The 13,974-nt window shown below is 73.6% G+C and carries 13 protein-coding genes; 7 read left to right on the top strand and 6 right to left on the bottom strand.

Translation table 11 applies throughout. The features are described from left to right. Positions 1-90: 90 nt before the first annotated feature. From ACF061_RS08985 to ACF061_RS08975, 3 genes are read right to left on the bottom strand one after another with little or no spacing between them, the layout of a single operon-like run. Positions 91-282 carry a hypothetical protein gene (locus tag ACF061_RS08985; RefSeq protein WP_392266193.1) on the bottom strand — a complete coding sequence of 64 codons (192 nt, stop codon included), beginning with the start codon at positions 280-282 and terminating at the stop codon, positions 91-93. 5 nt (positions 283-287) lie between these two features. Then, complete coding sequence (locus tag ACF061_RS08980) at positions 288-1,064, bottom strand: SDR family NAD(P)-dependent oxidoreductase (protein ID WP_392266114.1); 777 nt, start codon at positions 1,062-1,064, stop codon at positions 288-290. A 51-nt stretch (positions 1,065-1,115) separates the two neighbouring features. Beyond that, positions 1,116-1,457 (bottom strand): YnfA family protein, encoded by a 342-nt coding sequence (locus ACF061_RS08975; protein WP_392266113.1) that lies wholly within the window; start codon positions 1,455-1,457, stop codon positions 1,116-1,118. A 385-nt stretch (positions 1,458-1,842) separates the two neighbouring features. Between ACF061_RS08975 and ACF061_RS08970 the strand changes: the two genes are divergently transcribed. The 4 genes from ACF061_RS08970 to ACF061_RS08955 all read left to right on the top strand — a co-directional run bounded on the left by ACF061_RS08970 (position 1,843) and on the right by ACF061_RS08955 (position 6,017). Further along, positions 1,843-2,982, top strand: coding sequence for an LLM class flavin-dependent oxidoreductase (locus ACF061_RS08970; RefSeq protein ID WP_392266112.1), 1,140 nt, complete (start codon positions 1,843-1,845; stop codon positions 2,980-2,982). Beyond that, positions 2,979-3,593: a CE1759 family FMN reductase gene (locus tag ACF061_RS08965; RefSeq protein WP_392266111.1), complete on the top strand. Its 615-nt coding sequence runs from the start codon at positions 2,979-2,981 to the stop codon at positions 3,591-3,593. Before ACF061_RS08970 ends, ACF061_RS08965 begins: the two co-directional genes overlap by 4 nt. Positions 3,594-3,734: 141 nt before the next feature. Then, on the top strand, positions 3,735-4,457 hold the full coding sequence (locus ACF061_RS08960) for a response regulator transcription factor (RefSeq protein WP_392266192.1): 723 nt from the start codon (positions 3,735-3,737) through the stop codon (positions 4,455-4,457). Then, entirely contained in the window at positions 4,458-6,017 is a 1,560-nt protein-coding gene (locus ACF061_RS08955; RefSeq protein WP_392266110.1) for an ATP-binding protein, read from the top strand. Positions 6,018-6,294: 277 nt separating this feature from the next. Here the strand turns inward: ACF061_RS08955 and ACF061_RS08950 are convergent, their stop codons facing one another. Both ACF061_RS08950 and ACF061_RS08945 read right to left on the bottom strand, forming a co-directional pair. Beyond that, on the bottom strand, positions 6,295-8,106 hold the full coding sequence (locus ACF061_RS08950; RefSeq protein ID WP_392266109.1) for a phosphatidylglycerol lysyltransferase domain-containing protein: 1,812 nt from the start codon (positions 8,104-8,106) through the stop codon (positions 6,295-6,297). A gap of 309 nt (positions 8,107-8,415) precedes the next feature. Further along, a complete protein-coding gene (locus ACF061_RS08945) occupies positions 8,416-8,961 on the bottom strand; it encodes a hypothetical protein (RefSeq protein ID WP_392266108.1) in 546 nt (181 codons plus the stop codon). A gap of 382 nt (positions 8,962-9,343) precedes the next feature. On the opposite strand from ACF061_RS08945, the gene ACF061_RS08940 reads away from it, so the two are divergent. Continuing rightward, positions 9,344-10,432, top strand: coding sequence for an ATP-binding cassette domain-containing protein (locus tag ACF061_RS08940; protein WP_392266107.1), 1,089 nt, complete (start codon positions 9,344-9,346; stop codon positions 10,430-10,432). Next, positions 10,429-11,268 (top strand): ABC transporter permease, encoded by an 840-nt coding sequence (locus ACF061_RS08935; protein WP_392266106.1) that lies wholly within the window; start codon positions 10,429-10,431, stop codon positions 11,266-11,268. The genes ACF061_RS08940 and ACF061_RS08935 overlap by 4 nt, the downstream gene beginning before the upstream one ends. 156 nt (positions 11,269-11,424) lie before the next feature. Here the strand turns inward: ACF061_RS08935 and ACF061_RS08930 are convergent, their stop codons facing one another. Beyond that, positions 11,425-12,114, bottom strand: a complete 690-nt coding sequence (locus ACF061_RS08930; protein WP_392266105.1) for a TetR/AcrR family transcriptional regulator — start codon at positions 12,112-12,114, stop codon at positions 11,425-11,427. A gap of 299 nt (positions 12,115-12,413) precedes the next feature. On the opposite strand from ACF061_RS08930, the gene ACF061_RS08925 reads away from it, so the two are divergent. Then, positions 12,414-13,859, top strand: a complete 1,446-nt coding sequence (locus tag ACF061_RS08925) for an MFS transporter (protein WP_392266104.1) — start codon at positions 12,414-12,416, stop codon at positions 13,857-13,859. Positions 13,860-13,974: the final 115 nt, after the last annotated feature.

Here is a 13,974-nt window from a genome sequence, read left to right as displayed (position 1 = left end):
CGGTGGGCTGCGCTGCCGGGCGCCTGGCCGGGCCGCTCGCGGCCGGCCCCGTGGGTCACTTAGCGTGCCGCACGGGGCCGGCCCCGTGGGTCACTTAGCGTGCCGTACCGCGTAGATCATCACGAACGCCACGATGTGGATGCCGAAGAGGAAGTAGCCGAGGTAGTACCAGACGTACCGCTCGCGCTTCTTCTCCAGGGCGAGGCGTTCGCGCTCCGCCGTCCGGTCCGTCCGCGGCGCCGGTCGCGCCTGTTCCGCCCGCTCGGGGCCGTCCGCCGGCATCGTCGTCACCGCTCCCGGTGCACCTTGGTGTTCGACGCCTGGGCCCGGGGGCGTACCACCAGGAGGTCGATGTTGACGTGGCTGGGGCGGGTCACCGCCCAGGTGATCGTCTCCGCCACGTCGTCGGCGGTCAGGGGCTCGGCGACGCCCTCGTAGACCTTCGCCGCCTTCTCCCGGTCGCCGCCGAAGCGGGTCAGCGCGAACTCGTCCGTCCTGACCATGCCGGGGGCGATCTCGATGACCCGGACGGGCTGTCCGACGATCTCCAGGCGCAGCGTCTCGGCGAGGACGTGGGCGCCGTGCTTGGCGGCGACGTAGCCCGCGCCGCCCTCGTAGGTGCCGTGGCCGGCCGTCGAGGAGACGACCACCACGGTGCCGTCGCCGCCTGCGACCAGCTTGGGCAGCAGGGCCTGGGTGAGGTTGAGGGTGCCGATGACGTTCGTCTCGTACATCGTGCGCCAGTCGGCCGGGTCGCCGGTGGCGACCGGATCGGCGCCGAGCGCGCCGCCCGCGTTGTTGACGAGGACGCCGACGGTCCGGAACGCGGTCGCGAACTCGTCGACGGCGGCGCGGTCGGTGACGTCGAGCTGGTAGGCCGTGGCGGCGTGGCCGGCCGCGTTGATCTCCTCGGCGAGCGCCTCGATGCGGTCCTTGCGGCGGGCGGTCAGTACCACGCGGTAGCCGGCGGCGGCGAGCTGCCGGGCCGTGGCGGCGCCGATGCCGCTGCTCGCACCGGTGACGACGGCGATGCGGGAGGCGGCGGACGGTGCGGCGGTGGCCATGGGCTGCTCCTCGAAAGTATCCGGCTCGGCTCCGCCCAGCGTAGGTGAACGTCAGCCGCCGTTCCTCGGCGCCCACATGATGACCGCCATGCCGGCGAGGCAGACCAGCGCGCCGGTCACGTCCCAGCGGTCCGGGCGGTAACCGTCGGCGGCCATGCCCCACAGGATCGAACCGGCGACGAAGATCCCGCCGTAGGCGGCGAGGATGCGGCCGAAGTGGGCGTCGGGCTGGAAGGTGGCGACGAAGCCGTAGGCGCCGAGCGCCAGGACGCCGCCGGCCGCCCACAGCCAGCCGCGGTGTTCGCGTACGCCCTGCCAGACCAGCCAGGCGCCGCCGATCTCGAACAGCGCGGCGACGACGAACAGGGCGGCGGAACGGAGGACCGTGGACATGGAGGAAGCTTCGCACGCGCCTTCGGCACCCGGTCCCGGGCGCGGCTTCCGGCTGTCGGTCCCGAGCGTCGTCGGTCCCGGCCGTCGGTCCCGGGCGTCGTCGGTCCTGGGCGTCGGTTCCCGGGCGCCGGTCCGGGGACGGCGCTTCGGGCTGTCGGTCGCGGCGGCCGGTTCCGGTGTCCCGCCTCGGTGATCCTCCTCGGCGGGCGGACTCGGTGGCGGCCGGGGGAGGCGGGCGGCTCGCTCGCTCGGACGGAGCCGGTGGCCGGTGGCCGGTGGCCGGGGGACGACGGCGGGGTCGGGCGGGGAGGTGCGGAATAGCTTCGGGCGGGCGACGGTTCTGTGGGTATAGTTGAACGGTCAACAATTTGGAGGGTGAGCGACCATGCAGTTCGGGATCTTCAGCGTCGGCGATGTCACGCCGGACCCCACCACCGGCCGTACGCCGACCGAGCGCGAGCGGATCAAGGCCATGGTCGCCATCGCGCTGAAGGCCGAGGAGGTCGGCCTGGACGTCTTCGCGACCGGCGAGCACCACAACCCGCCGTTCGTGCCGTCGTCGCCGACCACCATGCTCGGCTACATAGCCGCGCGGACCCAGAAGCTGATCCTCTCCACCTCCACCACGCTGATCACCACGAACGACCCGGTGAAGATCGCCGAGGACTTCGCGATGCTCCAGCAGCTGGCCGACGGCCGGGTGGACCTGATGATGGGCCGCGGCAACACCGGGCCGGTCTACCCGTGGTTCGGGCAGGACATCCGGCAGGGCATCAACCTCGCCATCGAGAACTACGCCCTGCTGCACCGGCTGTGGCGCGAGGACGTCGTCGACTGGGAGGGGAAGTTCCGTACGCCGCTGCAGGGCTTCACCTCGACGCCCCGCCCGCTGGACGGCGTGCCGCCGTTCGTCTGGCACGGTTCCATCCGCTCCCCGGAGATCGCCGAGCAGGCCGCGTACTACGGCGACGGCTTCTTCCACAACAACATCTTCTGGCCGGCCGACCACACCAAGCGCATGATCGAGCTGTACCGGTCCCGCTACGCCCACTACGGGCACGGCACGCCCGAGCAGGCCATCGTCGGCCTCGGCGGGCAGGTGTTCATGCGGAAGAACTCCCAGGACGCGGTGCGCGAGTTCCGCCCCTACTTCGACAACGCCCCGGTCTACGGCCACGGGCCCTCCCTGGAGGACTTCACCGCCCAGACCCCGCTGACCGTCGGCTCCCCGCAGCAGGTCATCGAGAAGACCCTGTCCTTCCGCGAGTACGCCGGCGACTACCAGCGCCAGCTCTTCCTGATGGACCACGCCGGACTGCCGCTGAAGACCGTCCTGGAACAGCTCGACCTGCTCGGCGAGGAGGTCGTCCCGGTGCTGCGCCAGGAGTTCGCCAAGGGCCGCCCGGCCGGAGTGCCGGACGCGCCGAACCACGCCTCCCTGCTCGCCGTCCGGGACAGCGGGAAGAACGGCAACGGCCGGCACGAGCAGGCCGGCGACACGACGGAAGAGGTGAGCGCCGTATGAACCGCGGGAAGCTCGTGGTGGTCTCGGCGGGACTGAGCGTCCCGTCCTCCACCCGCCTGCTCGGCGACCGGCTGGCCGCCGCGACCGCCGCGCACGCCCCGGCGGACGTCCAGGTGATCGAGGTGCGCGACCTCGCCGTCGAGATCGCGCACAACCTCACCAGCGGATTCCCCGGCCCGGAACTGGCGGCCGCGCTGGACGCGGTGAGCGCGGCGGACGGGCTGATCGTCGTCACCCCGGTGTTCTCGGCGTCGTACAGCGGACTGTTCAAGTCCTTCTTCGACGTGCTCGGGGCACGGGACAAGGACGCGCTGGCGGGCAAGCCGGTGCTCATCGCCGCGACCGGCGGCACCGCCCGGCACTCCCTGGTCCTGGACCACGCCCTGCGCCCCCTCTTCTCCTACCTGCGGGCCGTGGTCGTCCCCACCGGCGTCTACGCCGCCTCGGAGGACTGGGGCGCGGAGGGGCTGCCCGAGCGCGTGGAGCGCGCGGCCGGGGAACTGGCGGCGCTGATGACCGGGCTGCCCGGCCGGGCGGCGGACCGCCGCGGCGGGACGGACGGCTTCACGGTGGTCCCGTTCGAGGAGCAGCTCGCCGCCCTGCGGACCTGACCGGCGACGACGAGAGGGCTACGGGCACCCGGCCGCGGTTGCGCCCGACACGGTGAGAGCCGGGTAAAAAGGGTGATCGTAGGCCCGCTCGCCCAGGTCACGGCGGCGTGGCCTTGGCAGACTGGTCGGGTGCCCCAGACTGTGCTGCTCGCCGAAGACGACCGTGCCATCCGCCACGCCCTGGAGCGGGCGCTGACCCTGGAGGGCTACGAGGTGACGGCGGTCGCCGACGGGGTCGAGGCGCTCGCCCAGGCCCACCGCACGCCGCCGGACGTCCTCGTCCTCGACGTGATGATGCCGGGGATCGACGGACTCCAGGTCTGCCGGGTGCTGCGCGCCGAGGGCGACCGAACCCCGATCCTCATGCTCACCGCCCTGGTCGAGACCGCCGACCGGATCGCGGGCCTGGACGCCGGCGCCGACGACTACGTCGTCAAGCCGTTCGACGTCGAGGAGGTCTTCGCCCGGCTGCGCGCCCTGCTGCGCCGCACCAGCCCGGTCGGCGCCGCCACGGCGGCCGCCGCCGTGGAGCAGGCGCCGGCGAAGGGGCCGCAACTGCCCGAGCGGCAGGTCGAGGCGGCCGGTATCCGCATGGACCTTCAGGCCCGCCGGGTGTGGCGCGGACCCCGGGAACTGGAACTGACCCGCACCGAGTTCGAACTCCTCGAACTGCTGGTCCGCAACGCCGGGATCGTCCTCGACCACTCCACCATCTACGACCGCATCTGGGGCTACGACTTCGGCCCCGGCTCCAAGAACCTCGCCGTGTACGTCGGCTATCTGCGCCGCAAGCTCGACGAGCCGGACGCGCCGCAGCTGATCCACACCGTCCGCGGCGTGGGTTACGTGCTCCGGGAGGACTGAGTGGGCCGCCTCGCGCGGCTGCTGGACCGACCGCGGCCCGGGCTGTCCTCGCTGCGGACCACGTTCGCGGTGACCTTCGCCGTGGTGACCGCCGTCGTCACCGTCGTCGTCGGCATCCTGTCGTACAACTCCGCCGCCCGGCTGGTGCGCGTGGACCAGCAGTCGGTGTTCACCCAGGTCGTGCAGGACGTGCAGGACGAGGTGCGGCGCTACGCCCGGACGCCCGAGGACTTCTCCTCCTCCCGGCCCGGGCACGAGGTGGTCCGGCCCAGCCGCACCGACGTCCAGGTCCTCGGCGACCGCGGCCAGATAGTCGACCACGGCAGCCCCCCGCTCCCCGTCACCGCCGCGGACCGGGCCACCGCGGCCGCCGCCCGGGCCGGGAAGACCGTCGAGTACAGGGACGTGGTCGTCGCCGACGACGTGTACCGCATCGCGACCGTCGCGCTCGGCGACGGCCGGGGCGCCGTCCAGGTCGCCCAGGAGTTCAGCGACACCGAGGACCTGCTGCGGGCGCTCCAGCAGCGGACGCTGATCCTGATGGGCGCCGTGGTCGTCGCGGCCGGCCTGTGCGGCTGGTGGCTGGCCCGCCGCATCACCCGGCGGCTGCGCATCCTCACCGCCGCCGCCGAGGACGTCGCCCGCACCCGGCGGCTCGGCGTCGACGTCCCCGTCACCGGCTACGACGAGGTGGGCCGCCTCGGCCGCTCCTTCGACCGCATGCTGGGCCGGCTCGCCCAGTCGGAGGAGGACCAGCGCCGCCTGGTGCAGGACGCCGGACACGAACTGCGCACCCCGCTGACCTCGCTGCGCACGAACATCTCGCTGTTGCGCCGCATCGACGAACTGCCGCCCGCCACCCGTGAGGAACTGGTCGCCGACCTCTCCCAGGAGGCCCGCGAACTCACCGACCTGGTCAACGAACTGGTCGACCTGGCCGCGGGCCAGTCGGACACCGAGCCCCCGCAGCGGGTCGACCTCGCCGACATCGCCGAGGACGTGGCCGGCCTCGCCCGGCGCCGCACCGGACGCGTCATCGTGGTCCGCGTGAGCGGCGACACCAGCACCGACGGCCGGCCGGGCATGCTCCAGCGGGCCGTCTCCAACCTCGTCGAGAACGCCGCGAAGTTCGACCGCGGCGGCACGGCGCCCATCGAGATCGCGGTCTCCGGCCCGGCGCGCCCCGGTACCGTGCGCGTCGAGGTCCTCGACCGCGGGCCCGGCATCGCCGAGGGCGACCTGATCCGGGTCTTCGACCGCTTCTACCGTGCCGCCGACGCCCGCTCGCTGCCCGGCTCGGGCCTCGGCCTGTCCATCGTGCGCGAGGTGGCGATGGCCCACTCGGGCGCGCCGTTCGCCTTCCGCCGCCCGGGCGGCGGGGCCGTCATCGGCTTCACGGTGGGGGTCGAAGGGGAACGGGAACGCGGCCCCGGGCACGGGCACGGGCATGGCCATGGGCACGGGTATGGCCATGGGCTCGGCCACGGGCACGGCCACGGGCACGGGCACGGCTCCCATGACGGTGGGGGGACGTCGGGCGGGACCCGTGGCGGGGCTTGAACCGCCGATGCGGAAGGTGCGGCGGGGGAAGCGCCCCGGCCGCAAGGTACGGCAGGGGGCGCGGGCGTCCCGGCGGTACGGGTCCGGGTCCGGCCGGCGTCGCCTGGACCATGACCTGCGAGCGGGCCTGATCCCCCCCGCTCGGCCGATCAGTCCGATCAGTCCGGTCAGTCCGGTCAGTCCGGTCAGTCCGGTCAGTCCGAGCAGGCCGATCAGTCCGAGCAGGCCGATCGGACCAGGCCGGACGACGATGCGCGGTGGGGATGGGGGAAGCCGGTCAGCCGGTGGCGCCGACCCCGCTGTCCGCCGGGCGCGACTCCTTGCGGCGGGCGAACGAGGGCAGCGCCGGTGGGGTGAGGAAGCCCTCGGCGCGGGCGCTGGCGATGCCGATGCGCGGGATGTCGGCGCTCTTGGCGAACAGCAGGAAGCGCGGCTCCCAGACCGGCCGGTACTTGGCGTTGGCGCGGTAGAGGGACTCGATCTGCCACCAGCGGGAGAAGAAGGTGAGCACCGAACGCCACAGCCGCAGCACCGGTCCGGCGCCGAGCCGGGCCCCGCGCTCGAAGACCGAACGGAACATCGCGAAGTTCAGCGAGACCCGCCGGACCCCGATCTCACCGGCGCGCAGCAGCAGCTCGACGACCATGAACTCCATCAGCCCGTTCTCGCAGTCCCGGTCGCGGCGCATCAGGTCCAGGGAGAGCCCCCGCTCGCCCCACGGCACGAAGCTGAGCAGCGCGCGCGGCACGCCGTCGGCGTCCCGGCACTCCAGCATCACGCAGCGGCCGTCGGCGGGCTCGCCGAGCCGGCCCAGCGCCATGGAGAAGCCGCGCTCGGTGGCGCCGTCGCGCCAGCGGTCGGCACGGTCGACGAGCAGGGCCATCTCGTCGTCGGGGATGTCCTCGTGACGGCGGACGGTGACGGTGTAACCGGCCCGGCGGACCCGGTTGTGGGCCTGCCGTACGACGCGCATGGCGCGCCCCTCCAGGCTGAAGTCGGCGACGTCGACGATGGCTTCGTCGCCCAGTTCGAGGGCGTCCAGGCCGTGCCGGGCGTAGATGGTTCCGGCCTCCTCGCTCGCACCCATGACGGCGGGCGTCCAGGCGTGCCGGCGGGCCTCGTCCAGCCAGGCGTCGATCGCGCCGGGCCAGGCCTCGGGGTCGCCGATCGGGTCGCCCGAGGCGAGGCTGACACCGCCTACGACGCGGTAGGTGACGGCGGCCTTGCCGGTGGGGGAGAAGATGGCGGCCTTGTCGCGGCGGAGCGCGAAGTAGCCGAGGGAGTCGCGCTCCCCGTGCCGGTCGAGCAGTTCGCGCAGCCGCTTCTCGTCCTCGTCGGTGAGCAGGGCGCGGCCTCGGGGCGAGCGGAAGCAGGCGTACAGGACGAGGAGGAAGGTGGCCGCCATCAGGACGTTGATGGCGATGTCCACCCAGCGGGGCGCGTGCACGGCGGGGACGTGGTCGGCGAGCGGGCCCACGCTGATGCCGCGCAGCAGGGTGTAGGCGATCTTGTCGGTGAGGGCGGCGCCGGCCGGTGCCTTGTTGGTGGCGTCGACCAGCCAGGTGCCGAGGCCGCAGCTGACGAGGATGCCGACGGCTCCGACGGCGAGGGCCAGCTTGGGGTTGGAGCGGTCGCCGATGGCGTTGAACTCGCGCCGGCCGACCAGCAGCGCGGCGACGAACAGGCCGGTGAGCGCGGCGGAGAGCCAGTTGAAGAGGTGGTCCTGGAACCGGTCCTGGGTCAGTGCGGCGAGGTAGAGGGCGAACAGGGGGCCGGCGAGCAGCAGGTTGAACGCCCAGGCCGCGCGTTTGCGGCGGCGCATCACCATGGCGAGGAACAGTGCGAGCGCCGCCGAGACCAGACCGGCGGTGGCCAGGTACGGGGTGAAGAACTCACCGCCGTTGTGCTCGTGGACCTCCTCGCGGAACGGCAGCGAGAGCACCGCGACGACGTTGAGCACCGCGAGCAGCCGCAGGTACCAGACGGTGGCCGCCGCGGCCCGCTTGCGTAGCCGGGGGCCCGGGGAGCGGCGATCGGAGGCGCGGGTGTCGCGCTGCGGAGGAATGACGACCGACTGTTGAGCGGGCATGGGTGACACGTCACCTCGAAGCGGGCCGGTGAAACCGGCGGAAGTGGTGGGAACGGAGCGAGCGGGGGCGGACAGCCGAACGCGCGGTCCGCCGCACGCCGTTGTCGCCGACCCTACAGCCCGTAGGGTAACGGAGCCGGGCGGGCCGCCCGCCCCCACTTTCGCGGGAGAAGGTAAGGAACGGTGACGGAGGCGCTTACCCGTGCCGAGGGGTGATCCCCGCCCGCGCCGAGGGCGGCACTCGCTCGCGTCGGCGGGTGGCGCCGCGCCTGCTCGGCGGGCTCTGCGTCTGCTCGGCGGGCTCTGCGCCTACTCGGCGGGCGCCGCGCTCGCGAGGCCGGTGCCGGCCGGGCCGGGGTGGTCCGACCCGGTGTGGTCCGAGCCGGTGTGGTCCGGGGTGGTGGCGGGATCGGGGTCGGCGGTGTGGTTCGGGGTGTTGTCGGCCGAGTCCGGATTGTCCGAGTGGTTCGGGGTGGTGCCGGCCGGGCCCGGGTTCGCGTCGTGGTCCCCGGTGGTGCCGGCCGGGTTCGCACGGTCCCCGGTGGTGCCGGCCGGGCGGGGGCCGTGGGCGGCGGAGGCCGCCGCGCGTCTGCGGGGGGCCGTCAGCAGCCACACCAGGTTCCCGACCGCCGCGCCGGCCGCCATGGTGGCGACGATCACCCCGGCAGTGGCGAAGCCGTTGTTGAACAGACGCGGCCGGGGGTTGAGGATGTGCAGCCCGAAACCGCACAGCTGGTACACCCCGACGGCCGCGATCGCCAGGCTCACGACGAGCACCGCCACGGTCGGCCCGAGCCCGCCCTCGGTCTCGTCGCCGGGCAGGGCGCCGGGCCCCGGACAACGCGCTTCCCGCATGGATCCCCCGTCGACAGGTTGAATGGCGAGCCGGACCCTACAGTACGTAGTGCCGTACCCGCGGACGAAACCGGGCGTCGCCGATCCGGGGCCCCCGGTCGCCGACCCGCCTCCCGGAGGCAGGGACGGAGGTCGCGTCGGCGTTCCCGAGAGGCCCCCGGCGCCCCCGGTCGCATCCGGCGAATCCGTGCACACGCGGGGTGTGACCGAGCGGTGCCGCGGACCGGAGGACGGCCGGGCGAAGACCGCGGAACACCGCGATACCACCCGCCCGGCCCAGTTACGTCCCGGAGCCGATGAAGCGGGACGTTCCGGCTCCTAGCGTTGCGAGTGAGGCGTCAGCGGCGACGGACGGCGCCGGAGTCCCAGAGAGAGGACGCCCATGATCGACGCACAGCGGCTGACCAAGCGATACGGGGAGAAGACGGCCGTGGACCGGCTCGACTTCGCCGTGCGGCCGGGCACCGTGACCGGCTTCCTCGGGCCCAACGGCGCGGGCAAGTCGACCACCATGCGCATGATCGTCGGGCTGGACGTCCCGACGAGCGGTTCCGTCCAGGTCAACGGTCGGCGCTACGCCCGGCACCGGGCGCCGCTCCAGGAGGTCGGCGCGCTCCTGGAGGCGAAGTCGATCCACCCGGGCCGCTCGGCCTACAACCACCTCAGGGCGCTCGCGCTGACGCACGGCATCCCGCGCCGCCGGGTGGAGGAGGTCATCGAGCTCGCCGGACTGGGCAGCGTGGCGAGGAAGCGGGCCGGCGCCTTCTCCCTGGGCATGGGCCAGCGGCTCGGCATCGCGGCGGCACTGCTGGGCGACCCGCAGACGGTGATGCTGGACGAGCCGGTCAACGGCCTGGACCCGGAGGGCGTCCGCTGGATCCGCGATCTGCTGACGTCGCTCGCCGCCGAGGGCCGGACGGTGTTCGTCTCCTCCCATCTGATGAGCGAGGTGGCGCTGGTGGCGGACCACCTGATCATCGTGGGCCGCGGCCGGCTGCTGGCCGACACCACCGTGCGGGACCTGGTGCGTCGGGCCGGCGGGGACACGGTGACGGTCGCCACGCAGGACCCGGCCCGGCTGCGGGACGTGCTGGCCGGCCCGGGCGTGGACATCACCGGGCGGGTCGGCTCCGAGGAACTCCAGGTGACCGGGGTGACCGCGCGCGAGATCGGGCTGAAGGCGGCGGAGCACGGCATCGCGCTGTTCGAGCTGACCACACGGGCGGTGTCGCTGGAGGAGGCGTTCATGGAGTTGACCAGGGACGCTGTGGAGTATCACGGCTCCAGGACCGGAGCCGGGAACACCGGAGGCGCCGGGGGGACGGGCGCCGGGGGTGGCGGAGGCAGCGGGGGGACGGGCGCCGGGGGTGGCGGAGGCAGCGGGGGGACGGGCGCCGGGGGTGGCGGAGGCAGCGGGGGGACGGGCGCCGGGAGCACGGCGAACACCCAGTCCCTCGGGGAGACGGCATGAGCACCCTCACCGCCGCCACCGAAGCCTCCGCGGCAGCCCCCGCGCGTCCCGTCCACCGGGTGACCGGCCGCCGGGTGCTGGCCTCCGAGTGGGTCAAACTCTGGTCGCTGCGCTCGACGTGGATCACCCTCGGGCTGGGAACGCTCTTCCTGGTCGCCTTCGGACTGATCGCCTCGGCCCGCTACCGGTCCGGGCTCGGCACCGGCCGCATGGAACCGGACTTCGCCCGCTCGACGGCCCTGAGCCTGTCCCTGTTCGGCACGAACTTCGCCCAGCTCGCCCTCGGCGTCCTCGGTGTCCTGGTCATGGCGGGGGAGTACTCGACCGGGGCGATCCGCTCGACGCTGGCGGCCGTGCCGCGCCGGCTGCCCGTGCTGTGGTCCAAGGCGGCGGTGTTCGGGCTGGTCGTGCTGGTGGTCGCGACGGCGGGTACGTTCGCCGCCTTTCTCCTCGGCGGTCGCGTCGTCTCCGGCACACCCGCCGCGATGGGGCCGACCCATCCCGGGGTCGTGCGGAGCCTGCTGGGCGCCGGTCTCTACCTCGGCCTGGTCGGGGTGATCGGCATCGCCCTGGGCGCCCTGCTGCGGTCGGTGGCCGGGGGCATCTCGGTCCTGGTGGCCACCCTGATGCTGATTCCCGGGCTGGTCTCCCTGCTGCCCGGCACCTGGCACGACCGCGTCGCCCCCTACCTGCCGAGCAACGCGGGCCAGTCGATGTTCGCCCTCACCCACGACACCGCCACCCTGTCGCCCACGGCCGGACTGCTGGTCTTCCTCGGCTGGACCGCACTCGCGCTGGCGGGAGCGGCGTACCGCATGGCGCGCGGCGACGCGTGACCGTGCACCACGGCGACGCGTGTCCGTGCACCACGGCGACGCGTGTCCGTGCACTACGGCGACGCGTGACCGCGTGCGCCGTGCCCGGGTGATGTCCGCGACCGCGGGCACGGGTGCGGGTGCGAGCACGGGTGCGGCGCGGTCGTGCCCCCTGGGTCAGTACACGCCCGCCCGGGCGGCGGCGAGGGCGGCGGCGGCCGCGCGGTCGGCCGCCGCCTCGTCGAGCGGTTCGCCCGTGTTGAGCATGCCGTAGTAGAGCGGGGCCGAGACCGCGCTCACGACCGCTCTGGAGTCGGTGCCCTCGGGCAGTTCCCCGCGCGCGACGGCGTCGGTGACGCACCCGGCCCATTCCCCGACGCGCACGGCGTAGAAGCGGTGCAGCGCCTCGGCGGTCTGCCGGTCGCACAGCGAGGCCGCGATCAGGGCGCGGAACAGCCGGCCCTGGCGCGGGTCGGTCAGGGTCCTGACGACGAGGCGGGCGTTGGCGCGCAGATCCTCTTCGATGCTTCCGGTGCGCGAACGCGGCAGCGACTGGGCGGCCATGTCCTCCAGGAGGTCGGCGGCGAGCGCGGCGGGAGTGCCCCAACGGCGGTAGACGGTCGTCTTGCCCACCCCCGCCCGGCGGGCGATCTCGGCCAGGTCGAGCCCCTCGAACCCCGTCGCGGCGAGGGCGTCTCCGGCCGCCTCCAGGACGGCTTCCCGCACCCGTGCGGTCCGTCCGCCGGGCCGCACGGTGCCCGGGGCGGCGGAGGGTGCTGGAGGTGCCGTCCCGCTCCTCGCGGCGGTGGTCGGTCCGGTGGGCTCGGCTGGGGACGGCGGAGTGGGGTCGCCGGGTGCGACGGACATCTAATCGGTACTCCTGTTCCATTAATTCGACGGACGGTGCTACTGTCACCATCGTAACGGAACTGGAGACCCATTTGACGGTTCCGGGTCGCTCGGCATGTGCGGGAGCGCCGCTTCGTGGCGCCGCCCGCACGGCCGCGCCCTCCCCGGCCGCCCGTGTGATCGGAAGGAACCCTCCCGCCATGTCTACGACAGCTCCGACACCCACGGGCGGCTGCCCGACACCCACAGACACGCCAGCGGTCACAGACAGGCCAGCGGTCACAGACAGGCCAGCGGTCACGGACACTTCGACACCCATGGGCCTCGCCACGGCCACCGCGCCCGGAACCGTCCCCGGCCGGCGGCTCACCGGACGGCTGAAAGTGGTCCTCGCCGTTCTGCTGGTCGCGCAGTTCATGCTGGCCGTCGACTTCTCCATCCTGAACGTCGCACTGCCCGAGATCGGTGACGGGCTCGGTTTCTCACTCGGCGGCCTCCAGTGGATCGCCACGTCCTTCGCGCTGTGCGCGGCGGGCTTCACGCTCTTCTTCGGCCGCGTCGGCGACCTGGTGGGCCGCAAGCGCATCTTCCTGGCCGGCCTCGCCGTCCTGGGGGCGGCCTCCCTCGCCGGCGGGCTCGCCACCTCACCCACCGTGCTGATCGTCGCCCGGATCGCCCAGGGCCTGGCCACCGCCGCCGTCACCCCGGCGGGCCTGTCACTGCTCACCACCTCCTTCCCGGAGGGACCGCTGCGCGAGAAGGCGCTCGGCCTCAACGGGGCCCTGATGTCGGCGGGGTTCACCACCGGCGCGGTCCTGGGCGGCGTACTGACCGATCTGCTCTCCTGGCGCTGGTCGTTCTTCGTCAACGTGCCGGTCGCCCTCGCGGTGCTGCTCGTCGCCCCGGCTGTGATCAAGGAGTCCCGGCCCGTCGAGCGTCCCCGGCTCGACCTGCCCGGCGCCCTGAGCGTGACCCTCGGACTGCTCGGCATCGTCTACGGCTTCGCCCGGGCGGGCGAGCACGGCTGGACGGACGGCTCCGCACTGGCCGGCCTGCTCGGCGGCGCCGTACTGCTGGCCGTCTTCTGCCTCGTGGAGCGCCGGGTCCCCCAGCCGCTGGTCCCGCTGCACGTGCTGCGACGGCGGACCGTGGCCTGGGGCAACGTCCTCGGTCTGCTGGCGTTCGTGACCGAGACCTCGCTGGTCTACCTGCTCACCCTCTACCTCCAGAGGACACTCGGCTTCTCCGCGCTGATGGCGGGCGTCTCCTTCGGCGTGCTGGGCCTGGGCACCGTGGCCGGCGGGATGCTCGCCCCCAGGGTGATCGCCCGCGGCTCCACGCTCACCGCTCTGGTCGCCGGCGGCCTGATCCAGACCGTGTTCACCGCCGTCCTGCTGCTCCTCGGCGACAGCGCGAGCTGGATGTGGCTGCTGCTGCCCGCCACCTTCTTCGGCGGCGTCGGCAACATGCTCGTCATCGTCGGCTTCATGGTCACCGCCACCTCCGGGCTGCCCGACCGGGAACAGGGCCTGGCGACCGGCCTGGCCACCATGTCCCAGCAGATCGGCATCACCATGGGCACGCCCGTCATGTCCGCGATCGTGACCGCCACCGCGGGAGGGGCCACCGCCGCGACGGCGACGGCCGGAGCCGTCCTGCACGGCGTCACCGTGGCCATCGCCGTCAACGCGGCCCTGGTCCTCCTGGGCGTCCTGATCGCCGCCCTCTTCCTCCGCGGCCGCCGCACACCGACCGGCGCCTGAACCGCCCGCCGGCCCGCCCGCCGGCGGACCGTGCCCGTCCCCGGATCGGCCGTACAGATCGGGCACGCCCGGTGACCGCGGCGGATAGTGGTTGCCGGGACGGTGTCCCGGCGCG

It is taken from the genome of Streptomyces sp. NPDC015220, assembly GCF_043079345.1.
Lineage (GTDB): Bacteria > Actinomycetota > Actinomycetes > Streptomycetales > Streptomycetaceae > Streptomyces.
This window is presented reverse-complemented; position numbering and strand designations above follow the sequence as displayed.